General features: G+C 61.6%; 30 protein-coding genes and 1 pseudogene. 10 read left to right on the top strand and 21 right to left on the bottom strand.

Annotated elements, in window-relative coordinates; all coding sequences use genetic code 11:
- Window positions 1-202 precede the first annotated feature (202 nt).
- Genes mnhG through IVB42_RS34135 form a run of 6 tightly spaced genes read right to left on the bottom strand, consistent with a single transcriptional unit; the run spans window position 203 to window position 6203 of the window.
- On the bottom strand, window positions 203-553 hold the full coding sequence (gene mnhG, locus IVB42_RS34160) for a monovalent cation/H(+) antiporter subunit G (protein ID WP_018458532.1): 351 nt from the start codon (window positions 551-553) through the stop codon (window positions 203-205).
- On the bottom strand, window positions 550-831 hold the full coding sequence (locus tag IVB42_RS34155) for a K+/H+ antiporter subunit F (protein ID WP_018458531.1): 282 nt from the start codon (window positions 829-831) through the stop codon (window positions 550-552). The genes mnhG and IVB42_RS34155 overlap by 4 nt, the downstream gene beginning before the upstream one ends.
- Entirely contained in the window at window positions 828-1316 is a 489-nt protein-coding gene (locus IVB42_RS34150; protein WP_018458530.1) for a Na+/H+ antiporter subunit E, read from the bottom strand. The genes IVB42_RS34155 and IVB42_RS34150 overlap by 4 nt, the downstream gene beginning before the upstream one ends.
- Window positions 1313-2944 carry a monovalent cation/H+ antiporter subunit D gene (locus IVB42_RS34145; RefSeq protein WP_018458529.1) on the bottom strand — a complete coding sequence of 544 codons (1632 nt, stop codon included), beginning with the start codon at window positions 2942-2944 and terminating at the stop codon, window positions 1313-1315. The genes IVB42_RS34150 and IVB42_RS34145 overlap by 4 nt, the downstream gene beginning before the upstream one ends.
- Window positions 2941-3282 (bottom strand): Na+/H+ antiporter subunit C, encoded by a 342-nt coding sequence (locus IVB42_RS34140; RefSeq protein ID WP_018458528.1) that lies wholly within the window; start codon window positions 3280-3282, stop codon window positions 2941-2943. The genes IVB42_RS34145 and IVB42_RS34140 overlap by 4 nt, the downstream gene beginning before the upstream one ends.
- Window positions 3282-6203 (bottom strand): monovalent cation/H+ antiporter subunit A, encoded by a 2922-nt coding sequence (locus IVB42_RS34135; RefSeq protein WP_018458527.1) that lies wholly within the window; start codon window positions 6201-6203, stop codon window positions 3282-3284. The genes IVB42_RS34140 and IVB42_RS34135 overlap by 1 nt, the downstream gene beginning before the upstream one ends.
- A 797-nt stretch (window positions 6204-7000) precedes the next feature.
- Here IVB42_RS34135 and IVB42_RS34130 point away from each other — a divergent pair.
- From IVB42_RS34130 to IVB42_RS34120, 3 genes are all read left to right on the top strand, one after another.
- Window positions 7001-7492 (top strand): GreA/GreB family elongation factor, encoded by a 492-nt coding sequence (locus IVB42_RS34130; RefSeq protein ID WP_018458525.1) that lies wholly within the window; start codon window positions 7001-7003, stop codon window positions 7490-7492.
- 9 nt (window positions 7493-7501) lie between these two features.
- Window positions 7502-7915, top strand: a complete 414-nt coding sequence (gene rnk / locus IVB42_RS34125) for a nucleoside diphosphate kinase regulator (protein ID WP_039800433.1) — start codon at window positions 7502-7504, stop codon at window positions 7913-7915.
- A 657-nt stretch (window positions 7916-8572) separates the two neighbouring features.
- Window positions 8573-8767, top strand: a complete 195-nt coding sequence (locus IVB42_RS34120) for a hypothetical protein (RefSeq protein ID WP_026233604.1) — start codon at window positions 8573-8575, stop codon at window positions 8765-8767.
- Window positions 8768-8803: 36 nt separating this feature from the next.
- Here the strand turns inward: IVB42_RS34120 and IVB42_RS34115 are convergent, their stop codons facing one another.
- The 3 genes from IVB42_RS34115 to IVB42_RS34105 form a co-directional block, all read right to left on the bottom strand.
- Window positions 8804-9199, bottom strand: coding sequence for a response regulator (locus tag IVB42_RS34115; RefSeq protein WP_085352290.1), 396 nt, complete (start codon window positions 9197-9199; stop codon window positions 8804-8806).
- A 264-nt stretch (window positions 9200-9463) separates the two neighbouring features.
- Complete coding sequence (locus tag IVB42_RS34110) at window positions 9464-9652, bottom strand: hypothetical protein (RefSeq protein WP_018458521.1); 189 nt, start codon at window positions 9650-9652, stop codon at window positions 9464-9466.
- Between the two features lie 236 nt (window positions 9653-9888).
- The gene (locus IVB42_RS34105; RefSeq protein ID WP_247300173.1) at window positions 9889-11850 is read right to left on the bottom strand and encodes a PAS domain-containing sensor histidine kinase; all 1962 of its coding nucleotides are present in this window, start codon (window positions 11848-11850) and stop codon (window positions 9889-9891) included.
- A gap of 408 nt (window positions 11851-12258) precedes the next feature.
- Here IVB42_RS34105 and IVB42_RS34100 point away from each other — a divergent pair, with 408 nt between their 5' ends.
- The gene (locus IVB42_RS34100) at window positions 12259-12519 is read left to right on the top strand and encodes a DUF1127 domain-containing protein (protein WP_083926524.1); all 261 of its coding nucleotides are present in this window, start codon (window positions 12259-12261) and stop codon (window positions 12517-12519) included.
- A 113-nt stretch (window positions 12520-12632) separates the two neighbouring features.
- Here IVB42_RS34100 and IVB42_RS34095 read toward each other — a convergent pair whose 3' ends face one another.
- From IVB42_RS34095 to IVB42_RS34070, 7 genes are all read right to left on the bottom strand, one after another.
- Window positions 12633-13133, bottom strand: a complete 501-nt coding sequence (locus IVB42_RS34095; RefSeq protein WP_026233603.1) for a heme-binding protein — start codon at window positions 13131-13133, stop codon at window positions 12633-12635.
- Window positions 13134-13162: 29 nt separating this feature from the next.
- Complete coding sequence (locus tag IVB42_RS34090; protein ID WP_039800453.1) at window positions 13163-13756, bottom strand: hypothetical protein; 594 nt, start codon at window positions 13754-13756, stop codon at window positions 13163-13165.
- Between the two features lie 238 nt (window positions 13757-13994).
- The gene (locus IVB42_RS34085; RefSeq protein WP_018458517.1) at window positions 13995-14744 is read right to left on the bottom strand and encodes a sulfite exporter TauE/SafE family protein; all 750 of its coding nucleotides are present in this window, start codon (window positions 14742-14744) and stop codon (window positions 13995-13997) included.
- Window positions 14745-14834: 90 nt separating this feature from the next.
- Window positions 14835-14969, bottom strand: a complete 135-nt coding sequence (locus IVB42_RS42100) for a hypothetical protein (protein ID WP_018458516.1) — start codon at window positions 14967-14969, stop codon at window positions 14835-14837.
- A gap of 403 nt (window positions 14970-15372) precedes the next feature.
- Window positions 15373-15684 carry a conotoxin gene (locus tag IVB42_RS34080; protein WP_240543400.1) on the bottom strand — a complete coding sequence of 104 codons (312 nt, stop codon included), beginning with the start codon at window positions 15682-15684 and terminating at the stop codon, window positions 15373-15375.
- Window positions 15685-15837: 153 nt separating this feature from the next.
- The gene (locus IVB42_RS34075) at window positions 15838-16746 is read right to left on the bottom strand and encodes a DUF1259 domain-containing protein (RefSeq protein ID WP_018458514.1); all 909 of its coding nucleotides are present in this window, start codon (window positions 16744-16746) and stop codon (window positions 15838-15840) included.
- Window positions 16747-16762: 16 nt separating this feature from the next.
- On the bottom strand, window positions 16763-16996 hold the full coding sequence (locus IVB42_RS34070; RefSeq protein ID WP_026233600.1) for a hypothetical protein: 234 nt from the start codon (window positions 16994-16996) through the stop codon (window positions 16763-16765).
- A 481-nt stretch (window positions 16997-17477) separates the two neighbouring features.
- On the opposite strand from IVB42_RS34070, the gene IVB42_RS34065 reads away from it, so the two are divergent.
- From IVB42_RS34065 to fetB, 3 genes are read left to right on the top strand one after another with little or no spacing between them, the layout of a single operon-like run.
- Window positions 17478-18521, top strand: a complete 1044-nt coding sequence (locus tag IVB42_RS34065; protein ID WP_026233598.1) for a Cj0069 family protein — start codon at window positions 17478-17480, stop codon at window positions 18519-18521.
- Window positions 18515-19111 (top strand): ABC transporter ATP-binding protein, encoded by a 597-nt coding sequence (locus IVB42_RS34060; protein WP_018458508.1) that lies wholly within the window; start codon window positions 18515-18517, stop codon window positions 19109-19111. Before IVB42_RS34065 ends, IVB42_RS34060 begins: the two co-directional genes overlap by 7 nt.
- Window positions 19108-19908, top strand: a complete 801-nt coding sequence (gene fetB / locus IVB42_RS34055) for an iron export ABC transporter permease subunit FetB (protein WP_018458507.1) — start codon at window positions 19108-19110, stop codon at window positions 19906-19908. The genes IVB42_RS34060 and fetB overlap by 4 nt, the downstream gene beginning before the upstream one ends.
- Before the next feature lie 12 nt (window positions 19909-19920).
- Here the strand turns inward: fetB and IVB42_RS34050 are convergent, their stop codons facing one another.
- From IVB42_RS34050 to IVB42_RS34040, 3 genes are all read right to left on the bottom strand, one after another.
- Window positions 19921-21102 carry an MFS transporter gene (locus tag IVB42_RS34050; RefSeq protein ID WP_018458506.1) on the bottom strand — a complete coding sequence of 394 codons (1182 nt, stop codon included), beginning with the start codon at window positions 21100-21102 and terminating at the stop codon, window positions 19921-19923.
- Between the two features lie 115 nt (window positions 21103-21217).
- Window positions 21218-22585, bottom strand: a complete 1368-nt coding sequence (locus IVB42_RS34045; RefSeq protein ID WP_247393938.1) for an NAD(P)-binding domain-containing protein — start codon at window positions 22583-22585, stop codon at window positions 21218-21220.
- Window positions 22586-22635: 50 nt separating this feature from the next.
- On the bottom strand, window positions 22636-22953 hold the full coding sequence (locus IVB42_RS34040; RefSeq protein ID WP_247393941.1) for a helix-turn-helix domain-containing protein: 318 nt from the start codon (window positions 22951-22953) through the stop codon (window positions 22636-22638).
- Window positions 22954-23082: 129 nt separating this feature from the next.
- Here IVB42_RS34040 and IVB42_RS34035 point away from each other — a divergent pair, with 129 nt between their 5' ends.
- Genes IVB42_RS34035 through arsC form a run of 3 tightly spaced genes read left to right on the top strand, consistent with a single transcriptional unit; the run spans window position 23083 to window position 24540 of the window.
- The gene (locus IVB42_RS34035) at window positions 23083-23445 is read left to right on the top strand and encodes a metalloregulator ArsR/SmtB family transcription factor (RefSeq protein ID WP_018458503.1); all 363 of its coding nucleotides are present in this window, start codon (window positions 23083-23085) and stop codon (window positions 23443-23445) included.
- The gene (locus IVB42_RS34030; RefSeq protein ID WP_247393944.1) at window positions 23438-24142 is read left to right on the top strand and encodes an MIP/aquaporin family protein; all 705 of its coding nucleotides are present in this window, start codon (window positions 23438-23440) and stop codon (window positions 24140-24142) included. The genes IVB42_RS34035 and IVB42_RS34030 overlap by 8 nt, the downstream gene beginning before the upstream one ends.
- The gene (arsC, locus tag IVB42_RS34025; protein ID WP_018458501.1) at window positions 24139-24540 is read left to right on the top strand and encodes an arsenate reductase (glutaredoxin); all 402 of its coding nucleotides are present in this window, start codon (window positions 24139-24141) and stop codon (window positions 24538-24540) included. The genes IVB42_RS34030 and arsC overlap by 4 nt, the downstream gene beginning before the upstream one ends.
- A gap of 34 nt (window positions 24541-24574) precedes the next feature.
- On the opposite strand, the gene IVB42_RS41940 is transcribed toward arsC, so the two are convergent.
- On the bottom strand, window positions 24575-24949 hold the full coding sequence (locus IVB42_RS41940) for a carbohydrate porin (RefSeq protein WP_346732240.1): 375 nt from the start codon (window positions 24947-24949) through the stop codon (window positions 24575-24577).
- Between the two features lie 92 nt (window positions 24950-25041).
- Window positions 25042-25953 (bottom strand): annotated as a pseudogene (locus tag IVB42_RS34020) (carbohydrate porin); the annotation flags it as partial.
- Window positions 25954-26123 lie beyond the last annotated feature (170 nt).

The following is a 26123-nucleotide window of genomic DNA, read 5'->3' as shown; positions in this document are numbered from 1 at the left end:
CGAACGCGGCATGGACTGAGTTCGGGGCTGATTGCCTCCGATCAGGCGGCCAACATGCAAAGACTTCGGCGAACTCGCCTACTACTCAGCGTCATGCATCATGTACTTAGAGGTGGGCATGCGATGCAGGAAATCAAATGCGACATTTAGCCTGGATTGACCGACTGGCCGGTCAAGGAACCAAAAAATCGCGCGTCTCGCGCTAATTGCCCTCTGGTCCGCGAACTTGCGCACTCTTTTCGGCGGTATCGCGAAATCGCGCTGCGCCCACCAATACGGTCAGCGCAATAGGCGTGGTTACCACGCCAAGCCCGATGATCAGGATTTCGTGCAGCACGGGCCTGCTCTGAAGTACCGAAAAGCAAACGATTGAAGCAGCTGCAATGAATACGGTGCCCAGCGTTGTCCCGAGCGTCGGCGCGTGGACCCGCTCGTAGAATGTGCCGAACCGCAAAAGGCCCAGCGAACCGACCAGTGTGGCGGCGGCGCCGACAAGAAGGAGAAATGCCGTGAGAGCCGCAGCCCAGGGCGGCAGGTGTTCGATGCCGTTCATTCCATCACCTCGCCGCGCAGCAGAAACTTCGCTAGCGCAACCGTACCAACAAAACCGAAGAGGGCCATGGCCAGAGCCGCCTCGAAATAGAGCGTTTCGCCGGATCGAATCCCGAACGTCAGAAGCAATAACATCGCGTTCACGGACAGCGTGTCGAAACCCAGAACGCGATCCTGTGCTCGCGGCCCCCGAAAGATGCGAGCCGCGCCACAGCCGATAGCCAACACCAGAAGTACCTGTGCGGCGACAAGCGCGTAGATCAGCAAGAGCTGGCTCATTCGAATATCTCCAGCAGATGGCGTTCGTAGCGCTGCTTGATCGTGCGGATCCACTCGGCTTCATCGACCAGGTCGAGAACATGGATCATCAACAAGCCCTTCTGTGCATCGAAATTCACCCACAGCGTTCCGGGCGTCGAGGTGATGATGCAAGCCAACATGGCCAGTCCGTAGGGATTGCGCATGTCGAGCGGAATGTTCACGAACCCGGATTTTCGCTGCCGGCGCCCAAAGCCGAGAATGATCCGGCCAACCGCCAAGTTGGAGCGGATGATATCAATCGCTACCAATCCCAACAGGCGGAGAAGGACGCCGGGTCGCCTGACGTGCGTGCTTGGCAGCTCCAGCACGGTGAGGATCCGCCCGCCGACGAGCGCGATCACACAACCGAGGAGGACATGTCCGACCGTGACTGCTTGATTGAGCAGCAGCCACAATGCGAGAAGACAGAAGCTCACCCGCGGAAAGGGCAGGAATCGCGTCATTCGCCACCCGCCTTTCGGCTGCCTTGGACGCTGATCTCCAGGACGTCGCTGACGTAGCCCGCCGGGGCGTGCAGCGATTGCGCCGTTGCCTGCATGAAACGCATCACCGGACCGGCGAGCACTGTCTGGGTCGCGCAAATGATCAACAGGAACATGATGGGCGCCATTTCGATCAGGCGCACACGCGGCACGGTGCGATCTGGCGAGGCCCAGAAGGAGCGGATACCTGCTCGGGTCAGCGCGACCAACGCCGCAAAACTGGACACGAGGAGCGCCAACAGGAGCGCCCATCCACTGCCGGGAACGGCACCGCCCGGATGCATGTCTGAAGGATGAAGCGCCGCCGTCAGCAGCGCGAATTTGGCTATGAACCCCGACAGCGGCGGAAGCCCGGCGATGACCAGGGCGCATCCGATAAAGGCGACGCCGAGCAATCCCATCGTGGCCACAATGGCCATGCCGACTTCCTCTTCGGTATCGTCCGCACCGTGGTCTTCTCCGTAAGCTTCTCGCGTGACGGCGATCACGTCAGCTCCGGGTTCGCGGCCGCGCTCGATGAGTTCGGCCAGAAGGAAGAACGCGCTGATGCCGAGAGTCGAGCTGACCAGGTAAAACAGTGCTCCGCCGGCGACACTGACTTGCCCGGTCCCGGTGGCTGCCAGCACGGTTCCGGAGGATACGAGCACCGAAAAGCCGCCGAGACGGGCGGTGTCCTGGGATGCCAATGTGCCGATTGCTCCGAAGGCGATCGTCGCCACCCCGCCCCACAACAGCCAGTCACTGCCGAAGCCCGCTGACGCGCCGCTGCCCTCACCGAAAAGCAACAGCGATAGACGCAGGATGATATATACGCCGACCTTGGTCATGATCGCAAAGATCGACGCCACCGGTGGACTCGCAGATGCGTAGGCCGTCGGCAGCCAGAAACACAGAGGCCACATGCCGGCCTTGAGCAGGAAGGCCACGGCCAGCATGCCGGCGCCTGCTTCGAGCAAACCGCGGCTCTCCGCAGCGATTGCAGGTATCCGCGCCGAGAGGTCCGCCATATTGAGCGTCCCGGTGACGCCATAGATCAGGCTGACCCCGATCAGGAACAATAGAGACGCGACCAGATTCACGACGATGTAGTGCAACCCGGCCTTCACCCGTGCAAGACCGGAACCATGCAGCAGAAGTCCGTACGAAGCGGCCAGCAACAACTCGAAGAAGACAAACAGGTTGAAGAGATCGCCGGTCAGGAAGGCACCATTGAGGCCCATCAACAGAAATTGAAAGAGCGGATGAAAATGCGCGCCTGTCCGGTGCCAACGGGCAAGAGAGAACACAACCGACGCCAACGCCAGGATGCTGGTCAGGAGCAGCATGAGCGCGGAGAGCCGATCGAGAACGAGGACAATTCCGAACGGAGCAGGCCAATCGCCCAGGCGATAGACTTCCCTGATTCCGGGGTGACCCGAATCAGACATTCCGAGCAAGATCACCGCGACGCAAACGAGTGCAACCGTTGCGGCGACATTGACCGCAGCCACGATGTTGCGGTGCCGCTCTCCATTCAAGAGCAGCATGCCTGCGCCGGCAAGCAGGGGCAGGACGATAGGCGCAACGACGAGATTTGCGATTCCGCTCACGCCTCGGGCTCCTGACCATCGACGTGATCGGTGCGAGCCAGGCCGCGCGACGCGAGGAGAACGACAAGGAACAACGCCGTCGTCGCAAAACTGATGACGATTGCAGTCAGTACGAGCGCCTGTGGTAGCGGGTCAGCATGTTTCGTTGCATCCCCGATCTCCTTTGCGATCAGCACCGGCGCTCCCGTCCGCACCCGTCCCATGGCCACGATGAAGAGATTGACGGCGTAAGAGAGCAACGAAAGCCCGATGATGACTTGAAACGTGCGCGGCCTGAGGATCAGCCACACTCCGGACGCCGTAAGCGCACCTATGCCGATGGCCAGGCTAAGCTCCATTACACCAACTCCTCTTTCGCTCGCTCATCGTGCGCGCGTTGCCCCGCCTGGAGCGGCACGCCATAGCGACGCAGCGATTGATGCGCGATTGCGATGAGCATCAATACCGTGGCGCCGACGACGAGCGAGAACACACCGATATCGAAGAGAAGAGCGCTGGCCGTGGGGACGCGACCGAGCAGAGGCAGTTCGGCATATGCAAAGTACGAGGTCAGGAAGGGGTGTCCGAAAACGCAGGCGGCAGCTCCCGCACACCCTGCCAGCAAGAGGCCGAAACCCATCCAACGCACCGGCATGACGTGAAGACGAGCTTCCACCCACACCGTGCCGCGAGCCATATACTGCAGGATGAATGCTGTTGCCATGGCGATGCCGGCGATGAAGCCGCCGCCCGGAAGGTCGTGCCCGCGCAAGAGAAGGAAAATGGCCACGACGCCGATCACGGGAAACAGCAGCCCCATCATCAATGCCGCGGTAGCAAGCGTGTCTTTGGCAGTGTCGCCCTTCTGTCGATCGGGATGAGCCTCGTCGTGGGCATCCTGGGCATGCTGCTGTTCGGGAACGGGAATGCTTTCGGGGGCCGGACGGAAACGGCGCAAAAGCGCAAAGACGGTCAGTGCGACGACCGCAAGCACGGTGATCTCGCCGAGCGTATCGAACCCGCGAAAATCCACCAGGATGACGTTCACCACGTTGGTTCCGCCCCCCTTCGTGTAGGCGTTTTCCACGAAGTATCGCGAAATGCTGTGGTTGTCCGGGAGCTGCATGGCCGCCAGCGCAAGCGTGCCCAAACCGAGCCCGGCGAGGAGCGCGATGGAGAAATCGCGAACGCGGTGCCACCGAATGCTGTCGGGCGCCTCTGCCGGGCCTGGTCGCGCGATGCGTTTCGGCAGCCACCGCAAGCCGAGCAACAGGAGAACCGTCGTAACCGTCTCAACGACGATCTGCGTCAGCGCGACATCGGGAGCGGATAACCAGACGAAGCTGACGCAGGTGACGAGACCCGCGGTCCCGAGCAGTATCAGCGCCACCACCCGATGAAATTTGGCCTGGACCGCGGCCGCCACCGCGCAGCCAACGCCCACCACCCAGAGTAGTCCAAAGACGAGGTCGAATTCCCTCCTTGACGGTCCCGTCAGCGAGAGGCCGCGGGCGTAGAGGGGCAGCAGAGCAGCGACGAACGCCACGCCAGCCAACAGTCTCAATTGTGGTTGGAGACGCCTCGTGCCGAGATTGGTGGCGAGCCATCGCGCAAACCGCCAGGACAATGTCACCAACACCCAGTCAAAGATCCGCTTGCCATTGATGCGACCGAGCAAGGGCGGTCCCTCATGCGCGAGCAGGTAGGAGCGCAGCATGACGTAGACGCCCAACCCACCGGCCATCGCTACGATGCTCATCAGAAGTTCAGGCGTAATTCCGTGCCAGAGACGAAGGCTGTACTCCGGCATCGCGGAGCCGAGAACCGCCCGGGCAGCCGTATCGAGGATCGGCGCCACTGTGAGAGCCGGCGCGACACCGACGATGAGGCATGCCAGCACGAGCAGTTCGGCCGGAAGTCGCATCAACAGGGGCGGCTCATGTGGAACGCGTGGCAAGCCGGTTGGAGCCGGGCCGAAGAACACGTCGCGAATGAAGCGCAGCGAATAGGCAACCGTGAACGTGCTGGCGAGAGTGACGATGTACGGCAGCGCCTGATCGACGAGGGAATTGTCATGGACCTCGATCGTCTCGGCAAAAAACATTTCCTTCGACAGAAAACCATTCAGCAACGGCACTCCCGCCATTGCCGCGGCAGCCACCATGGCCAGCGTCGCCGTAATCGGCATGAAGGCCCATAGCCCGCTAAGGCGGCGGATGTCGCGCGTGCCGGTTTCGTGATCGATGATGCCGGCCGCCATGAACAGCGATGCCTTGAAGGTCGCGTGGTTCATGATATGGAAAATCGCCGCGATCTGTCCGAATGGGGTATCGAGTCCGGTCAAAAGCGTGATCAATCCGAGATGGCTGATCGTCGAGTAGGCCAATAGCCCCTTCAGATCCTGCTGGAACACGGCGAGAAAGGCGCCCAGAAAAAACGTGATCAGGCCGATCGAGCCCACCAGCCACAGCCATTCATTCGTTCCACCCATTGCCGGCCAGAGCCGCACTAGAAGGAACACTCCGGCCTTCACCATTGTTGCCGAATGGAGATAAGCTGAAACGGGAGTTGGAGCGGCCATCGCGTGCGGCAGCCAGAAATGAAACGGGAACTGGGCGCTTTTTGTGAGAGCGCCGAGAAGGATCAGAACGAGTGCGGGGACATAAAGCGCGTGCGAACGGATCGCGTTTCCGGAAGCCAGCACCTGCTCCAGGTCATAGCTGCCGACGATGTGCCCGATGAGCAGCACGCCGGCGAAGAGGCAAAGCCCACCCGTCGACGTGATCACCAGCGCCATCCGCGCGCCGTCTCTCGCCGCCGCGTTGTGGTGCCAGTAACTGATCAGCAGGAATGAAAAGAGACTGGTCAGCTCCCAGAAAAAAACCAGTTGGAGCAGGTTGCCGGAGAGCACGATTCCCAGCATTGCTCCCATGAAGGCGAGCAGCAGGGAGAAGAACCGCGGAACGGGATCACTGGGTGACATGTAGTACCGGGCATACAGCACCACCAGAAAACCGATGCCGGTGATCAGCATGGCGAAGGCCCATGCGAACCCGTCAAGCCTCAGCACAAATGCGAGTCCAAGTTCAGCGACCCAGTCCGTTCGCCACCCGACAACGCCACCATTCGTCACGTTCGGATAAGCCGCGCCGATGAGGCAAAAAGCTGTAAGTGCGACCGCTCCAGCGAGCCATGCCTCAGCGTTGCGTGCATTGACCCGCAAGAGTGCCGCAATAAAGCTTCCCGCGAAAGGAAGGACGAGAACGGCAAGCAGGAACATTTGCGTTCATTGCCCCAGGCTGCGAGGTGGAGAGATGCTTTCGCTGATCCTCAATTGCTTAGCCGAGGCGGATCGATATCTCCACTGCTAGATTTTAGCGCCATTGTGATGGTTTGGCCGGAAACCGCCATTCCCGCGGACACTGGCTCCGCGATCGAGCGGTTCAGATCCAGTGTGGAAGGGTGCCAGTCGCGGCGGCAACGACGGCGGCGAGAGCGCCCAGCAACGCACAGAATCCGCAGAGCGCGATCCCCCGCCAGCCACTCATCTCGACCGGCTCGGTGTCCTCAGCTGGGCTGACCTCGAAGCGGTATCGCATGTCATGGCGCCCGTTCAGTGTTCCATCGCCAGGTGCAAGCGATCGATGCCGACTATAATAATGGTTCTGTAGAACTACGGCTCACATTCACGTCAAACCGCCGCCCGGGGCCTACCGGTGCGACAAGAGCGTTCGCCTGCAGCAACGTCAGCCTGTCCATCCCACGCGATGTAATCTTCGACGCACGTTCTTGCGCAGCTGGGTAGACCCGCGTGATTGTTCGATGTCTCACTTCAATGACGCTCCTTGTCTCCTCTCGATATTTCGCGTGTACAGGTGCTGTGCGGTTTCGTCGCAATGTTTCCAGGGAAATGAACCACTATAGTCAGAGCAACATGGCTTATGACATCGACATTGATGCGCGCACCGCGCGTTTTGCTCTTCACGCCGGCCGCCTCCAAGCAGGCGGTTAGCCGGACGGTGTTCGCGCCGTCCGGGCTCTTTTCCAGCTTTCGTGACCTCCACTCGAGAGGTCGTCTTGAAGCAGAAGGAGTGCGCCGTGCTGCCTCTTCCGAAAATCGCACTGACCTCATCAGACTATCCGCGGCTCGAACAGCTCGCCCGCCTCGCCGTCCAAAAAGGAGATTTGGACGGGATATTCCTCATGGGCGAAATCAACCGCGCCGATATCGTCGCGGACGAAACGGACAACGTCCGTCCTTTCGTGACGATCGGATCATGGGTCACCCATTGCACGAATTGGGGCGTTCCGCGTCGCACCGTGCAACTGGTCTGGCCCGAGGAGTGCTGGTCGGATCCCGCCTGCATTTCGGTGTTGACCCCGCTGGGTACAGCTTTGATCGGACTGCGGGTCGGCGATCAGATGCCGTACTTCGTCGCCGGATGTCTGAATGTCGTCAGGGTCCAAAGCCTGACCCCATCGGATTCAAAGGTCGTCCCATTCTTCCGGAGAGGGCCGACGCGGTCAGGCAACCCGTTCGATGACGACCCCGGACCAACTGCAGCATAGGAGCGACCAATGCGCAATTTCGAAGCTGAGAGCCGGCGAGAACAGTCGGCGTTGCCGCCGATCAAGATTACTGAGGACGAATCACGGCGCCTCAGTTCCTTGGCCAATTCGAGCATGGATCTGTTTCCGCGAGTGGCCCATTTTCTGGCTCGAGAGATGGAACGTGCCACGGTGACGGACGAGAACAACTTGCGAGGCGTGATCAGGATGGGATCGAAAGTGACCTATCGCGATGACGAGACGGGTGCGAGCCGAGAGATCGTGCTGGTCTATCCGCATGAGGCAAACATCGAGCTCAGTCGGATTTCGGTCCTGACGCCTGTTGGAGCGGCTTTGATCGGCCTATCGCCGGGGCAGCGGATCGACTTCGAGACGCCCCACAAGCGCACCAGGGGCCTGACCGTTCTCGCTGTGTCCGAATAAGGCACGTACGTTAAGTCAGACCGAGCATCGCCGTCTTGCGATGTGGGCGCGTAGTCCCGGGGGCGTCGCGCCCGGATCTGGCCCTTTCGTATGAATTCGACAGCGCACACGCCTTGGTTTCGTAGCGCTGTGGATCACCGCGCCTCTCACTATTGCAGGACTGGTCGCCCAACGACTCTGCGCGGCTTCGATCCATCATAGCGAGTTTGCAACGCGGTGTGTCCCCGGAGGACCGGGGCTCAGGGGGTCATGAAGTCCTTCACGAGGACGTCTCAAGTCGCGGCCGTGCGGTTGATCTACACACTCGCTCTTTGGAAAAGACAGGAACATTCCTGCGATTGCCAAGTTTTCCCGATGCCCTTCCCCAAGGGCGACCCCGAGTGGCCCCAGCTCCATGCCCCCCAATAGCCCCGCGAGCTGGGGCCCGTTTTTTTCTCGAAATTTGGGCTGATAACCGGGAACCAAGAACCACCTCTTTAGTTGGGCATCATTCGGAACCGCGCTCCAATAACGTGGTGCCGACACACGAAGGACCTCAGCTGGCCCAGCCCCGAGCTGAAGCCCTTCTTGTGTCGTGCGCGCATTTTTAAGCCGAATTCGGAACGAATATTCGACCCTTGAATCATTCCACGTCAGCTAAGTGTCGGATGTCCAACCGTGTCGCGCTTAAATCAGTTCGCCCGTGAGGCCGCAGCGGCATTGCTGCGCATGGCAAAAACAACAAAAAATCCCACGGTCGCTGCTGGCTTGGTCCAGCGTGCGGCAGACCTGAAAGACCGCACTGGCGAGCTTCCTGCCATTGATGTCGAGGCCATGGCCGAAGAGCCGCCCAAGCCCTTGACGAAGAACTAAGGCTGCCTCGGTCGGAGAAGGCTTCGTCCACTCCCCTCAGGACTGAGCGGGCGGAGTTCCGGTATTCAGAAGTTGAGCTACGGCGGTCACGATTTGCGCAGGTGCAAATGGCTTGGTCAGCAAGATGCTGTTGGGCACGCCGTGGGCGGGCCATTGATCGGCCGCCGCGCCTGTCATGTAAATCACAGAGATGTCCGGATTTAGCTCCCTGGCGCGATGGCCGACTTGCCAGCCATCGAGCTTTCCGAACAAATTTATATCGGTAACGAGTGCGCGATACTTGGTTTGGTTGCCCTGCAGAAGACTAACTGCATCCTCCCCGCTGACGGCGACTTCGGCTTCAAAGCCGCCATCTGACAATGCGTCGGCCACCATGTCGCGGATAAGCTGTTCGTCTTCGACGACGAGGATAGTAACTCCCGTCCCTTGCATGCTGGCCCCCTGCGCACCCCGCTGTGCGATCGGGAAGGAACTCGCGATAAAGAGTTATGTTCCATTTTGAACACAGGGAGCAAGGGTCCCCCGCCCAACGGATGTCAGCTCGACTTCGGGAGTGCAGCTTCTTGCGCAACTTCCCGATCAATTCGCGAAAGCCCGCGACATACTCTTGGAGGATGCGTCACCGGGCCTCGTCGCCCTCGCTGACCAGCCGCACGGCCGCAGGCGGCCCTGATCCAGATCGATCTTTTAACTCTCTCAGGGCTGCGGCGGGTCTTCTGGCGGGCTTGGTGGCGGCAGTCCGTATTCCAAGGCGCGCTTTGCCGCCAGCTTTCTGTAAGCCGCGGCCTGGTTCAACAGCTGAGTTTTGAAGGTCGAATCCTGCTCGCCCGCCGCCAATTTCTCCAGACCGACGGCACGCTCCAGGTATTCGTTCAACAGTTTCATCGCCGCCCCCGGCTTTTTTCGGACCCTTAAAAATCTCACGGCGCGAAAAAAGGTCAAGCGGGGAAGTCCGGCTACCGATCCACTCCCTCAGGGTGAGCGCAGTATGGGAATCCTGGTGCCCGTTGAGGCACCAGGCAGTCAGGGAAGGGATGACGGCTAAGGCCCCAGAGAACGGACGGTGCTACGGTGGCCGCCGCCGGCCAGCGGTCAGGATAGTACCGCTGGTCAGACCCTGGTCATTCAAACTGATCCAGAATCTCTCGCACCTTCAGCGCCAGTTTTGCTTGCGAGATTGGCTTCTCCAGCAGGTTGACACCTTCATCAAGCCTTCCCTGATGGACCACGGCATTACGCGAATAGCCCGTCATGTACAGGATCTTCAGTCCCGGTCTAATTTGATGCGCGCGCCTGCCGAGTTCGCGACCATTGATCCCCGGCATGACCACGTCAGTGAGAAGAAGGTCCACCTTCGAGTCGTCTTGCAGGAGAATGGTCAGAGCGGCCTGAGCGCTGCGGGCCGAGAGGACGCGATAGTTGAGATCCCGCAGGACGTCAGAAATATAGACGCGCAGATCCTCATCGTCCTCGACGACGAGAACGGTCTCGGATAGCTCACCCTCGGCAATTTCCTCAGGTGCGATTTCTTCGGGCCGTGTGCTTCCGGAGAAGCGCGGAAAGTACATCTTGATGGTGGTGCCCTGCCCCACCTCGCTGTAGATTTTTGCGTGGCCTCCGGATTGCTTGACGAAGCCGTAGACCTGGCTCAGGCCAAGGCCGGTGCCGTGGCCCGGCTCCTTTGTCGTAAAGAAGGGCTCAAAAGCGTGACTGAGAACGTCGCGCGACATTCCGCCTCCGGTGTCAGTCACGCAAATGGCGACGTACTGACCGGGCGCCAGTTCAGGATTGAGCCGGCAGTAATCATCGTCGGCGGAGATGTTGGCTGCTTCCAAAGTCAGCTTTCCGCCGTCGGGCATGGCGTCACGAGCGTTGATTGCCAGGTTGACGATGGCTGACTCCAGATGATTGGCGTCGGCTTCGATTTCCCAAAGACCCGCACTTCCGACGGTCTGGACTTCGATGCGCTCTCCGAGCGTGCGCTGAAGGAATTCCTGCAGGCCATTGACGTAGTTGTTTACGTTGATTGGCTTGGGATCGAGCGCTTGTCGGCGCGAAAATGCCAACAAGCGACTGGTTAACGCCGCGGCTCTCTGTGCGCCGCGCTTCGCGTTTGCGAGCGCCCGGTTCAGATTGGCTCCGGGCGCCTTGGCGTGCCGCTCAGCTGTTTCGAGATTGCCAAGGACGATCATGAGCAGATTGTTGAAGTCGTGCGCGATGCCACCGCTGAGTTGCCCCACCGCTTCCAGCTTTTGGGATGCGGCGAGTTGCTCCTGAACGTGCTTGAGCTCGTCCTCGGCGCGCTTCCGGTCCGTAACGTCGCGCGTGACTTTGGCAAACCCGACGATGTTTCCGGCCTCGTCCGTGATGCGATCGATGATGACCGACGCCCAGAAGCGGGAGCCGTCTTTTCGCAAACGCCAGCCTTCCGCCTCGAAGCGACCATGCTCCGCCGCCTCTGAAAGCGCACGCTTGGGCACACCGAGTTCGATGTCTTCGGGCGTGTAAAAAGCGCTAAAATGCTGACCGATGATCTCCGGCGGCGCGTAGCCCTTGATCCGCTCTGCTCCGGGATTCCAGGTTGTCACGTTGCCCAGTGGGTCGAGCTGAAAGATCGCGTAATCGACCACGGCCTCGATTAGCTGGCGATAGCGCCGCTCACTATTGAGAAGCTCTTCATGGGCTTCCTGACGTTCGGTAACATCTCGCGTGACCTTGGCGAAGCCGATCACTTCGCCGGCTTGATTGCGGACGGCATCGATGATGACCGATGCCCAGAAACGGCTTCCGTCCTTGCGGACTCTCCATCCTTCGGCGCTGAAGCGGCCTTCTCGTGCTGCGACGCTCAAGGCGCGCTCTGGAAGCCCATTGGTGCGATCATCTGGCGTATAGAAGGATGCGAACGACTTGCCGATGATTTCGTCGGGCGAGTAGCCCTTCAACCGCTGGGCACCGGAGTTCCAGCTGCGGACTGTGCCGTCGAGGTCGATCATGTAGATGGCGTAATCAACGATTGCGTCGATGAGCAGTTGAAGGCGCGCAGTATCGTCGATCCCGTCAAGTTTTGACTGATGGGCTTGCAAATGGTCGACTCCGGTGTCGGGGGAGACCGTTTAACCGCGAAGTCTTTTTATTGTTCCGTGGTGCTGCTTCGTGCGTTGCATGCCTCTGTCGGAATCTGGATCTCAGTTGCACCACTGAGGGAGCGAGGATCTTAACCATCAGGCGGCGCTCCGATCAGTGCTCCTCGGTCGGATACACTCATTTGCAGGGTGTGATGCTTCGCGTTGCGGTCAGCTTGATCCAGTGGACGGGCGGCGCCGAACGTTCCTTTCAGCATGACCGGCACTCCAGCGACGCCTCCAGCTTCCAGATCAGCGGATCGCTTGTGCGGCAGAGACGAGCATGATAGAAAAGGCCATCGGGTCAAACACAACCGCCCGACCAGCTTTCGAGCCAAGCGTTGTTTCGCTCCATTATGGAGGTGAAACATGTCTTGCGACAGCACCACTGGCTCAATCGGCACATCCAGCGCAGCCTTCGTTCCTTCTCCAAGCCCTGCATGGTTCTGGAAACTCACGCTCGCGCTGCTGGACGGCATCACACGGCGCCGCCAATACGACGAGCTTCTCGAACTGGATGACCGGCTTCTCGCGGACATCGGCTTGTCGAGAACAATCGTTGGGGAAGCTCGACGGTGTTACTTCTCAGGTTGGCGCGACAAATCGGATATTGTCGATTCCTGTCGGTGAGCGCCCCACACCTGCGCGTGCGAAGGCGGCGCGTCTGCTTGTCCCTGTGGATCAGACGGCCGCCAGGCTCGTGAAAGGCCGAAGGACTTTTTGACCGCGATCTTGACGTCTTCTCAGAAGTCCAGCTTGTCGCGTATGGCATCAATTCCGGCTTTCGCGCACGCTTCGTCCGCGTCACCGCCCGGCGCGCCGGACACGCCGACCGCTCCGACCAGGGAGCCGCCGGCTTCAACGATCAGTCCTCCGGCAATGACGACCGCTCCGGGAAGGTTGCGAATGCCCGCCTGCATCATCCCCGGCTGGCTGATCGCATTGAGCTCGGTCGTGCTGGTCTTGAACGAGGCTGCTGTCCACGCCTTGCCTGCTGCCGTCGAGGGCGTGTGAGGGCCTGCAAAGCGATCGCGCAACATCACTTGCGTGACGCCGAAGCGATCGACGACGGCAACTGCAACCTGGTATCCACGGGTGCGGCAGTTCGCCAACGCAGCGCGCGCAAGATCGAGCGCCAGTTCTGGACCGAGCGATTTGTAGGCGACCAGACCTTCCTCCGCCCGTACTGGGCAGATGGACGCAATCAGCAGGGCCGTCGCGACCGACAGGCATCGAACGTTCATGGCAATCTCCGGCATAGGTGACCAAAGGCCTATTTGCTCTCACCATATGTCAGATCATCGAACAGGGTCACGCTATCTGCCTTGGTCCACAGGCCGATCATGCCCGCGTCCGGAATGGTGGCGTCTTCCACCTCGAACAATTGCTTTCCGTCATAGCTCACCTTGAACCGACTTCCTGCAAAGTCGCAGCGCAGCAGGTGCCATTGCCCGGACGACACCGGCGCGCTGACGCCATAGCCGCCTCTGCGACCCACGATCTCGAGCGACATTCGAACGCCATTGATCGTCTTGTAGAGAACGACATTGTCCTCCAGCGCGTTAGCCCGGACCACGTAGTAATTGTCGGCATCCTTCGCACGCCAAATGACTCCCGCGGCGCGATCCTCGGAGCCGGCAACGGCCTTGAATTTCACCTCGACGAAGCCGTCACGGATGGACGTATCGCGCTTGATGGCGAGGGGAAACGTCGCCCGTCCGGATTGCTTGAGAACGTTCGGCTTGCTTGGCGCCGTAGCCTCGGCCTCGACGGTCCATTTCGGCTGTCCCTTGCCGGTCATCGTCAAAGTCCACCCGTCGGGCGAAGTTCCGACAGCAGCGCTGTCGAAATTCAGGGTCTCGGCCATGGCATTTCCTCCCATCAACAAAGCCAGCATGGATGGCAGCGCAAGCCTGGCCCATGCAGAAGATTGAATTCGCGCGCGGCCTGCCGCGCTCGATCTGCACTCATCACTCATCGGAGAATGCGAGGAGGCCCCCGTGAAGACGCGGCGCGTCTTCGGATCGAACGCGGCGTGATCGAAATCGCTGTTCAGTCCGTTCGGGATGGCGATGGCGCCCAGTCGCTTCAATAGCATGATGCCCTTATCGATCAGCGGAAAAAGGGAGGGTCGAGACGACCAGCGAGAGCCCCGCCAACAGCAACAGTGCCAACACAGCCTTGCGAAAGGTCTCGTCCTGGATGGTCCCGAACATCTTGAAGCCGGACCAAAGGCCGGCGACCATGAAGGGAACGCCCAACGCGTACAGCACCAGTGTTTCCCTGGTAATGGAGCCGGCCGCTGCCTGGGACAAGGAGATGACCACGAAGGCGATGAACAGCACCGGCTGAAACACGGCCCGCTGCAAATCCTTCGGCCAACCGCGCCATTGGCACGATATCGTGGAGATCACGCCGCCGAGCCCCGTCAACCCGCCAAGCATCCCATTCGAGATGCCTATTGCGATGTCTGCTCCGGTGCCGATTCTCATGGGCGCGAACACAGGGCGCGCCAAGCCGTAAATGGAGTAAATCATCAACAACACACCGACTCCGAACCTCAGATAGAGGGGATTGAGATAGACGAGAATTTCAACGCCAATCGGAATGCCGATGACTGTTCCAAGCGCGAGAGGCCATGCCTTGCGCAGATCCAGGACATGTCGCAGCCTATAAATGCCGTAGCCTTGGGTGAGCAGACCGTACCCCGCGATCAAAGTGGCGGTCTGGATCGGCGTGATGATGTGCAGCCAGACACCAGAGACGACCAGGCCCATCGCGAAGCCAGAGAAGCCGCTGACGAAGCCACCGGCAAGGGCGGCAAGAGCAAAGATAGCGAAGCCAAGTGCGTCCATATGATCGTCCCCGGATCGAGGTGGCGAGCGCTTGGATGGGACTCCATCTCACGGGGAGGTCTCGGTATCCCCGAATCGTCAGTTGTTATGTCAGATGCTTCGCTCGCCCATCGAATAGCTTCGAAGCGTGCCGTCCTGGTCGTAGACGAAGCGATAATGGACTTCGTCCGACATGCCGCGGATTCGACTCGGGTCGCACGACAGCGGCTTCATGACGTAGGTCATGGCAGTCCTCCGTTGAGATCACGGATGAATTTCGAGTTGGATGGTTCACGATCGCTGCCCGCCCGGCAGAGTCCGTCGGCACGGTGATCCCACCGCCGACAGCGAGGCCCTGGCGGGCGCGAGACGGATAAAGCGGCTTGGAGAGGGGATCGGAAAACGGAAGACATGCAGCGTCCTTGTCGAAACCGGGACGCGATTCTTGGGCATGTCGCCTCGCGGGGAGATCGCTTCCCCGTGAGGCAAATATTACGCGCCGGTCGAATTTGTCAATGCCGTCGAAGCTTTGTTTCTAACCACTAGACGGCGCGGATCCGACCAAGCTTCTCGTCACCTGCTGGTGCTCGTGATCGTGTCACCCATATATGTCGCTGTCGGCTTGGACCGCAGAGGATTCGATTTTGTCTCAACGACGCTCGGCGTTGTCTGGCCGGGCCCGCCAATCACGTCCCACCGTTTGATGATCCTGATCCGATTGATTGGCTCGGCCGGCGCGATCGCCATCGGTGCCGCCTTGCGCCTTCCAATCACGTTCGATCTTAACGTCTTCGGCGTTCTTCCTGTCTTGGTCTCGGGCCTGTTCAGCTTGCTCGGGAGTTCGATCCGGCTGCACCGGAACGGTCGCCTGCGCCTGACGTGCAGGAGCCGTCTCGTCGGCGCGTGAGGGACTGAGCGTACAAGACAGTAATACTGCCGCGGTGATCACTAGGACACGCATGCCTACCTCCTCCGTTCGTAGAACGGTAACGACCGATACAAGCTTGGGTTCGGAACGGTCGGAGCCGTTTCAGTGCTGCAATGCGATACTTGCACGTGAATTTGGCCGGCTCGCATTTCCCCGAACCTCTTCGCGCGCAGCTCCCGCCTCGCATCAGCTCTTCGTGCTCGCCGTCTTGTCGAGCGCCGCGCGGAGGCCTTCGGCAAGCTTGACGGCATCGTCGTTGGCCCAGAAGTGCATGAAGAAGAGCCGAGGCTGTTCGTCCAGCATGTGGCTGTGCAGCGCGGTCACCTCGATGCCGTGCGTCCGAAGCGCGAGGATGACCTGGTTCACTTCGTCGCTGGTCAGCACGAAGTCGCCCGTGATGGCCGCCCTACCCGCGCCCGTCGGCTGGAAGTTGATGGCGATTGCGACACCCATGGCGGCGACGGGCGTCAACAGCATGCCGTCCTCCGTGATGGGGTCGCGCCGCTTCACGTTGAACTGGTAGACGCCGCCGTTCGCCTGCCCCTTGACGCCGATGATCTGGTCGAGCTTCGCCGTGTCGAGGTCGATGGCGGGCGGCGGATTCGCCGGCGCCGTGACCGTCAGCGGGGTCTTGCTTTCGGCCAGGGCATCATGGATCGCCGCGGCCAGCTTGACCGGGTCGCCATGTCCGGCGACGTGCATGTAGAACGTCGCCGGGCTCGCACGCAGCAGATGATTGTGCACGGCGGTGATCTCGAGCCCGCTCGCGATCATCTTCGCCATCACCGGATTGATCTCGGTTTCGAGCAGCACAAGATCGCCCATGACCATGGCGCCGCCATGCGCAGGCTTGAACGCGATCCAGCCACCGAGCGCCAGCGCCGGCTTGATCGCGACGCCGTCCAATGTCACGGAGAGATCGGTGCGGGGAAAGCCGAAACGGCGGACGTCGTCCGAGACGGCGGGCTTGCGGCCCAGGGTCTCGTCCACCTTCTGCCAGTCGGCATCCTGGGCATATGCCGGGATGAAGGGGCCGAAGCGAAATGCAAGAAGGCAGACGCCAATGCCGACCACGGCCCAGATGATTCTTTTCATCGTGCTACTCCTCGGCTTAGTTTCGCTCTTTAACCCGACCACTGCTGTCGACGACCAGCGTCACCGCCTTGCCGTTCTTCACCGCCTTGGCGGTGACGCCTTCAGCCGTCGACTTGATATCGCTGACTTGCGCGTAGCCGGCCGCCTGGATCTTGGCGACCAACTCCTCCTGTGTCAGAGCGTGCGCGCTCGACAGCACGCCCGCGATCGCAAGCAACAGGACCGTGCGGAAGATTGCTCGTGTTCGCATGATCATTCTCCTGGTCTTGTCCTGCCCCAAGTGAAGTCCGTTTCGCGATCTTCCCCTACTCGGTGCCAACACGGCGCAACAGGCCGCGGGCATCAATGCGCACAGCGATGCGACCGGCGCGGACGCCGTGCCGAGAAATCGAGCCAGTCTGCTGGATGCAATCGAGGAAAGTATGATGACATGGTGCGCCCTTGGTGATCAGGACGCGATGCTTGGGCATGTCGCCTCACGGGGAGATCGCACATCCCCGAACCCCAAGTAAAAACCCGAGGGCGGCGGCTGTCAACGGGCGTAGGCTTCGGGCGGCCCACCGAAGTCGCCGACGAACGTCACAAAGAATTCACCGCTCCGCGGAACCGCGCCAGCCATGTCTTGAAACTCGCGGACGGCCCCGCTAGTGTCCTTTGCGTGGGGACAAAGCAGACTCCCCGTGAGGCCTCGGTCCAAGCTCTGCGCAGCACGCCATTCGTGGAGCTTGCGCATGGACATCGAACGACACCCTTCTCATCGACACACCGTCGCCATCCTCTCACGCGGAGACGCTGCCGCGCGGCGGGATGCGACGGCGCAAAAAAGCCGCTTCGTACACGTCTTCGAAGCACTCGCCGCCGTCGGCATTGAAGCCCAGCCGGCGATCTATGATGAAAGCTTCGCCGAGGACGTTCGTGAACAATTGCTCGCGATTGACGGCGTGCTGGTCTGGGTCAACCCCATTCAAGACCGTCGAGATCGCGCTGGTCTCGACGCATTGCTGCGAGACGTCGCGGCTCAGGGCGTGTGGGTCAGCGCTCATCCCGATGTCATCCTCAAGATGGGCACCAAGGAGGTACTCTATCGTACCCGCTCGATGGGCTGGGGATGCGACACGGCGTTATATCAAAGCGCCGAGGCCATGCGCGCCGAGTTGCCGACACGGCTCGCCGCTGGTCCGCGCGTGATCAAGCGCAACCGGGGCAATGGCGGCCAAGGCGTCTGGAAGGTCGAGAGTCTGCCGACCTCCTCCATGATAAAGGTGCTGGACGCGACGAAAGACGCGCCCGAGGAACTGACGCTGGATGATTTTCTCCGTCGTTGCGCGGAGTATTTCGAGAACGGCAGCGTGATCGACCAACCATTCCAGCCTCGCTTAAGCGAAGGCGTGGTGCGTTGCTACATGGCGGGCGATCGCTGTGCCGGCTTCGGCTATCACAAGGTCAAAGCCCTGGTCGACTCGCCGGCCGCCCGTTCCGAGGCCGGACCGCGCCTCTACACCTCGAACGCAGAGCCGCGTTTCCAGCGGCTGCGTCGGTTGATGGAAGACGAGTGGACGCCCCAGCTGACGTCGTTGCTGGATATTGCGCGACTTGACCTGCCTGCGATTTGGGACGCCGACTTCATGCTTGGTCCGGTCCTTCCCGACGGGACCGACAGCTATGTCCTCGGCGAGATCAATGTCAGCTCGGTGCATCCTTATCCGGACGAGGCGCCGGCGGAGATCGCGAGGCGAGTTGCCGATCGGCTCCGGCGAAGCTTTGACACATGCTGACGGTCCGCGCGCTCAAGCGCTTGCACCTCTCCGTTTCATTCGACTTGCAGGACGGCGAATGCGTCGCCCTGCAAGGGCCTTCTGGCGCCGGGAAGACCCAGCTCCTTCGCTCGATCGCGGACCTCGATCCCAACGAAGGAATGGTCGAACTGGACGGAACGCTCAGGGAGGCCATGCCCGCTCCGGCTTGGCGCAAGCGGGTGACCTACCTCGCTGCCGAGCCGGGCTGGTGGTCAGACATCGTGCAAGATCACTTCAGCTGCTGGGATGATGCCTTACCGCTGGTCATGAGACTGGGGTTGCCGTGCAGTTGCGGTCCCTGGCCGGTCCAAAGACTGTCGACCGGCGAGCGACAACGGCTGGGGCTAGTGCGGGCGCTGATGCTGCGGTCGCGGGTTCTTCTCCTGGACGAGCCGACATCGGCCCTCGATTCGGCATCGACGGCGGCAGTGGAATCTTTGATCGCGGAACGCATTTCGAACGGAACGAGTGTCGTCTGGAGCACTCACGACAACGCCCAGGCCTGCCGCGTCGGGTCGAGGGTCATTGTGATGAATGCCGACGGCGGGATCGAGGACAATCGGCCGTGAATTACATTCACTTGGCATACGGCGATTTGGTTCTGCCCGCGCTCCTTGTCGTCATGGACGGCGCTCTCTCGCTCGCTCTCCGCCTCAAGCTTGAAAAGCAGCTGGCCATCGCCACCGTGCGGATGGTGCTTCAGCTGGTGCTCGTTGGATACGTATTGACGTTCCTGTTTGCCGCGGTCTCGCCGCTCTGGACCGCCCTCGCCGCCGTCATCATGGTTCTCTTCGCGTCACGGGAAATCGTCGCTCGGCAAAAGCGACGCCTGCCGGGTATCTGGAGCTATGGCTTAGGAGCGGGATGCATGCTGCTGGCGGCCGGTACCGTCACGATGTTCGCGCTCCTGACGGAGCTACGTCCGGATCCGTGGTATCATCCGCGCTATGCGCTGCCATTGTTGGGCATGATCCTGGGCAACACCATGACGGGAATAAGCCTGGGCCTGGACGTGCTGACGAATACACTGGTGCGCGAACGAGCCGCCGTCGAAGCTTGCCTTGCTCTTGGCGGTACCCGGTATCAGGCGTTGCTGCCGGTTCTGCGGGACGCATTGAGAAGCGGCTTCACGCCAATCATGAACAGCATGGCTGCGATCGGCCTTGTCTCTTTGCCGGGGATGATGACCGGTCAAATCCTTGCAGGCGTCGAACCGATCGACGCCGTCAAGTATCAACTCTTGATCATGTTCTTGATCGCCGGCGGGACGGGATTGGGGACGCTCGCCGCCGTGACGGGAGGCGCTCGCCTTCTGACCGATCATCGGCATCGATTGCGCCTCGATCGATTTTCCACCGCCGAGTAGAATTGCGCGACCTCATATCGACTTCGCCCCACCAGGCTGCACCTTCCGCGCCCACAGCAGCGCCAGCGGCCCCAGTGCAATCCCGACCGCGAGGACGCTGAACGCCAAGAGCCAGCCGGTCGCGCTCTGCGGGCCGCCGGCTGCATCGAGGGCGGCGCCGGTGCCCCAGGCGCCGACCGCCGACAGGCCGAAGCCGACCGTCGAATGCAGAGCCAGGGTCGCGCCGCGATGTTCGGACACAGCCGCGGCCGACATGCCGGCGGTCAATGCGCCCGAATCCGCCGGCACGGTCAGGCCATAGACGAGCAGCAGCAGTGCCAGCACCCATGCCGGCGCTGTCGCGTTAAGGCCGATGACCAGCGCGACGCAAGCCGACGCGATCATCACGACCGTGATCGCGCGATGGCGCCCGAATTTCAGCGCGGCCTCGTTGCCGAGGATGCTGGCCGGCATCGAGATCACCGCAAAGCAGAAGCTCAGCACGACGGGGCTCAACCACGACGGGGCGCCTTGATGGGCGACGACGAAGGTCCAAAACCCGACCAGCCAGGTGCGGATGCCGTAGAGCTCGAAGCAATGGGCGCCGTAGCCGAAGATGTATCCGAGCGCCTCGCGATTGGCGAAGACGGGCGCGAAGTTGAGCAGACGCCCCGCCTTCGGCGCGGGCCGCTGCTCCTGCATCAGAAGGCACGCGACGACCATCGCGATCGGACCGAAGCCGGTGACAAGAAAGGCGGTCCGCCATCCCCAACGGTCGGCGATCAGCTGCGCGACCAGGAACGAGAGACCGACGCCGACCGAGAAGCTCGACGTGTATAGCGTGACGGCGCGTGAACTATCGCCGGCGGGAAGCCGATCCGTCAGCGCCTTCAGGCCCGGCATGTAGGCGCCGGCAAATCCAAGCCCTGCCAGGGACCAGATCGCGGTCGCGGACCAAAACCCTTGCGCGAAGATTCCGAACGCTGCGGTCGCCAGCCCGCTGACGATCGAACCCCAGAGCAGGACGAGCCGTGCGTCGATCCGGTCGGTCAATGTCGTCAGCACGGGCACGGCGAGCATGTAGCCGAACGCGTAACCGCTCGCCATCAAGCCGCCTTCGGCCGCCGAGAGGCCCCACGTCGGCATCAGATGCTGCGCCAGATTGGCGGATAGCGTCACGTGCGGCAGCAGATTGCCGACCTGGCCGATGCACATCACCGCGATCAGAGACCGGCCGCTCAAGTTACGAATGCTGTCCTCCCGCCCCCACGCCGAAACGGCGCACGAACCACAATGGATAACTCTCCGGCATCAGCTGCAAGAACCGACTTCATAAACAACCGCACCCCGAAGCGCCGGCCTTCTTTGCTGCTTCGTCGGCGGCGCAACAGGCCGTTGATTCCTGCTTCGCCGGCCCACCGCAACATCCTGATACGGCGCCGGCGGCTTCGACGCCGCCGCGCGTGCAGACGCCGGTCTCCGGTAGCACGAGCTCCACCCTTGCGGCGGCTTTCTTGTCGCCGGCGAGATCGGCCGCAATCGAGCGCACCTGCTCATATCCTGTCATCATGAGAAAGGTTGGCGCGCGACCATACGACTTCATGCCCGCCATGTAGAAGCCCGGCTCTTCGTGCGCGAGCTCGCGGGCGCCGTGCGGGCGCACGGTGCCGCAGCTGTGCTCGTTAGGATCGATCAGCGGCGCCAGGGCGACCGGCGCCTCGATAGCGGGATCGAGCCGCAGGCGCAATTCGGACAGGAACGAAAAATCGGGACGAAAGCCCGTCGAGACGATCAGCTCGTCCACGATCACGCTTCGCGCACCACCATCCGAGCCAGCCGCGATCTCGAGGCGACCTTCGGCCTCCGCCAGATGCGTGACGCCGAATTCGGTTTCCACCCTGATCTTGCCAGAGGCAACGAGCGCAGCGAACGCACTGCCGAGCTCTCCGCGTGCAGCGAGCTTGTCATTCCGGCCGCCACCAAACGCCTTGGCGGGATCGGCGGCGCGCAACAGCCAGATAGCTTGCGTCCCCGGCGCCTCGCCCGCGAGATGCACGAGATCGATCAGTGTGCCCACCGCGGAGTGGCCAGCGCCGAGCACCGCAACGGTCCTCCCGGCATATCTGGCGCGACCGGCCCCCCGGACATCGGGCATGCCGTAGGCGATGTGGCCAGCGCATTCACGCTCGCCGATCGCGGGCAGACCATTACCTCCGGCAGGATTGGGCGAGAACCATGTACCTGATGTGTCGATCACCGCATCGGCGCGCAGCACTTCGGGGCCCTTGCCGTTCTGGTAGCGGATTTCGAAAGGGGCCAGCTCACGCCCCTTCGTCTTCGCCTTGTCGAAGCCGACGCGGCTGATAGCGGAGACACGGCTGGATGTCCGGATCACCTCGCGCAATGGCGTTCGCGTCGCAAGCGGCGTCAGATATCGATCGATCAGCTCGCCGCCGGTCGGATAGGCGCTCGGGTCCGGCGAATTCCATCCCGTCGGCGCGAGCAGGCGCGCGGCGGCCTTGTCGACATTGTACTCCCACGGCGAGAAGAGCTGGACCTGCTGCCACTGGCGCACCGCGTGCCCCGCTTCGGATCCTGCCTCCAGAACGATGGGTGACATGCCACGCTCCAGGACGTGCGCAGCTGCTGCGAGTCCGACAGGCCCTGCCCCGATGATGGCGACCGTCTTAGCGTTCATTCGGCTTCTCCCATACTTCTAGAATCATCGAACAATATCAGCCAAAAAAATCACGCCGCCGTTTGCGTCGTCTTGCATCCGACTTGGTCTGCGCAGCACTCCGCCGCCAGGAAATCGACCAGACCCCGCATCGCGTCGAAGTTTGCGTGGCAAATCAGAGTCGTCGATTCCCGGACCTGGCTGACGAGCCCGACCGAGACCAGGGTCTTGATGTGATGCGACAGGGTCGACGCCGGTACCTTCAGCTTGTCCTGCAAGCGACCGACGGGCATGCCGGAGTGCCCGGCCCGGACCAGGGCCCGGTAGATCTGGAGTCGCGTCCGGTTACCCAAAGCTTCGAGGCGTGCTGCTGCGTCGTCGATCTTCATGGCCGCCACGATGCGCCTGCCGATGTCAACTGTCAAACCATATTTCTAGAATATTCGAAATAACTATTCGGTCGCCCACCATGGAATTCCGGATTGACGCGTTCCAATTAGTTCCATAAGTCTGGATATATGGAAACAGAAGAAGCCGTCCTGGCGCTCGCCGCGCTGTCCCAGCCGACCCGACTGGAGGCGTTCCGAACGCTTGTCCGGCACGAGCCCGATGGCCTTGCGGCGGGCGATCTCGCCCGCCTGCTGGAAGTCCCATCGAACACGCTATCTGCCCATCTGTCGATCCTGACGCGCGCGCGCCTCGTCACCTCCGAGCGGCACAGCCGTTCGATCGTCTACCGCGCCAACCTCACCGAATTCCGCGACGTTGCGGTCTTCCTGCTGCGGGATTGCTGCGGCGGGCGGCCGGAAGTTTGCGAGCCGGTCGTCGAAACCCTGCAAGCCTGCTGCAAGCCGAGACGAAGGGAGCGGAGCCGTGCCTGATCAATTCGATCTTCCGCGCCGCCTCGCGGCCGAGGCGCTCGGCACGGGCATTCTCGTCGCCACCGTGGTCGGCTCCGGCATCATGGCGGAGACGCTGACCAAGGATGTCGCGCTTGCGCTTCTCTGCAACACGTTGCGGACCGGCGCCATTCTGGTCGTCCTGATCACCGTGCTCGGACCGATCTCCGGCGCGCACTTCAATCCGGCCGTCACGCTGGTCTTCACCGGCAAGCGCGAGCTACCGGTGAACGACGCCGCACTTTACGTCGTCGCGCAGGTTGCCGGCGGCATCGCGGGAACGATGGCGGCGCATCTGATGTTCGGACTGCCGTTGATCGACCTCTCGGCGAAGATGCGAACCGGGGGACCGCAATGGTTCGCCGAAGCCGTCGCCGCCTTCGGCCTCATCGCGACGATCCTGGCCGGCATCCGGTTTCAGCGGACGGCGGTCCCTTGGCTGGTCGGCCTGTACATCACGGCGGCCTATTGGTTCACGGCCTCGACCTCATTCGCCAATCCGGCCGTGGCCATCGCAAGGTCGCTGACGAACACGTTCTCGGGCATACGTCCCGCCGACCTGCCCGGATTCATTCTCGCGGAGCTCTGCGGAGCCTTAGCCGCCATGCTGTTGATGAATTGGCTGCTCGGACACCCCCAGGCGCGAGGCCCCATCCCAATCGCGGAGACAACCCGATGAGCGTCACGATCTATCACAACCCCGCCTGCGGCACCTCGCGCAACACGCTGGCGATGATCCGGCAGAGCGGCGTCGAGCCCGACGTGATCGAGTATCTGAAGACGCCGCCGTCGCGCGAAAAGCTCGTCGAGCTCGTCAAGGCCCTCGGCATCTCCGTTCGCGCGCTGCTGCGGGAAAAAGGCACGCCCTACAAGGAGCTCGGCCTCCACGACCCCAAATGGTCGGACGACGAGCTGATCGACCAGATGCTCGCGCACCCCATCCTGATCAACCGTCCAATCGTGGTGACGCCCAAGGGCACACGCTTGTGCCGGCCCTCGGAAGCCGTCATCGATCTCCTGGACAATCCCGTCGGCCGGTTCGTGAAGGAGGATGGCGAGGTGGTCGAGGCGCGATGATTGCCGACATGGCCTCACTCGCGTTTGCCTCGACTTAAAATTTCAGGGTCGTGCGCAATCCGAAAACCGAGGCATTGCGCAATGCCCGTCCCGGCAGCGGACTAGCCGGAGCCGTCGCGCCGCCACCGGGATGGACGATGTATTGAAAGTTCGGCTGAACGGTCCAGCCATCCTTGATCTGGTATTGATAGACGGCCGTGAGCAGCCCCTCGAAGCTTCGCACCGGCCAGCGCGGATCGACGAACCTGGCATAATCGGCGTCGAGCGTCTGGGCCCGTTTTGAGACATGCGCATATCCGGCGGCAATGCCGAACTTGTCGTCGGGGCGTGCATTGCTGAGCCCGATGAGCTCGACGCCGCCATCTGCATAGACATCGACCAGATTGCGGTCAGCCGGCGCGCCGGACACGCGTGCGAAAATGCCGTGCCGCGATCGTCGCTGTTCGGCATCCGATAAATCTGCTGCTCGAAGACCGCCCAGGCTCCAATATCGCCCGACAAGAGCCGCGGTTCCCCGCTGCTCGTTGGCGCGGCCAGCGAGACGCCGTTGGATGCGAAGCGCTGATCCCCGAACGATCCGAAATGACGCCAGCCACCGACCTTGAACTGGCCGGTCAAGTTCGGGTCACGATTCCTGTTATTCCAGGCATATTGAACCTGGCCGAGCAGAAGCGGCGGATCGTTGACCCGGAAATTGACGCCATACCGGTTACGCTCCTGCGGATCGCCGGAACCGGGCCCGGCCTGGTCGCCGTCGAAAATCGCGCCAAGGACGGACAACTGGTCCGTCACGTTCCACAGGAGGCGCGCGCCCACGGCCGCCAAGGGCGGCGACGGCCCGCCGCTTGGCAAAGCAAGCGACGTGATCGCCGGCCAACCCATCGAGGCGTTGGTGAACACATCCGTGTACTTGATATTGAAGAACTCGCTGTCGGCCGCCAGCTGCCCGAGCTTGAGCGATAGTTTCTTGTCGCCCCACTGCTTCTCGAAATAGGCCTCGTAGAGTCGCGTCGAGGGCAACGCTTCGATCCCGCTGACGACGAAGAAATTCTGCAGATTCGAGCGCGAGAGGCCTTCGCCGTGGATCTGAAACATGTTGGCGTGAAAGGTCAGCTTGTCGATGCCGACGAGTTTTTCGAAATCCAGATCGACGGCGAGATTGAGCCTGCCTTCGTAGACCGCACCTTTCTTCAGACCGCCGGTCGGATTTCCGAGCACCTCGCCGATATAGGTGGCCGCAAACTTCACCCCGTACTTTTGCCAGGGGTTCGGCAGCAGCCCGAGCGTTTTCTCCTCGATGGTGCTCTCGCCTGTATCGGGATCGGCAGGCTTGTCGTCGTCGGTTTTCTTGTCTTCCTGAGCCGCGGACTGGGCAGCCGCGACCAGGCAAGCCGCAACGATCAACGCCCGCATCGAATACCTGATTGCTCTGGCGGCCACGCTCACCTCCCGAGCGATCAATGACGCACGCCGCTGCCCGACATTCAAGCGGGCCGTCGAACAATGTGCGCCGGCGCGGAAATCCGATTCGCGCGCTGTTAACTACCGCATGCGCGAGGCGGTACTATGTTCACTTTTGCACT

Origin of the sequence: Bradyrhizobium sp. 45 (genome assembly GCF_023073155.1) — a bacterium.
Classification (GTDB): Bacteria; Pseudomonadota; Alphaproteobacteria; order Rhizobiales; family Xanthobacteraceae; genus Bradyrhizobium; species Bradyrhizobium canariense_D.
The sequence above is the reverse complement of the archived record's forward strand: the minus strand, read 5'-3'. Positions and strand labels throughout refer to the sequence as shown.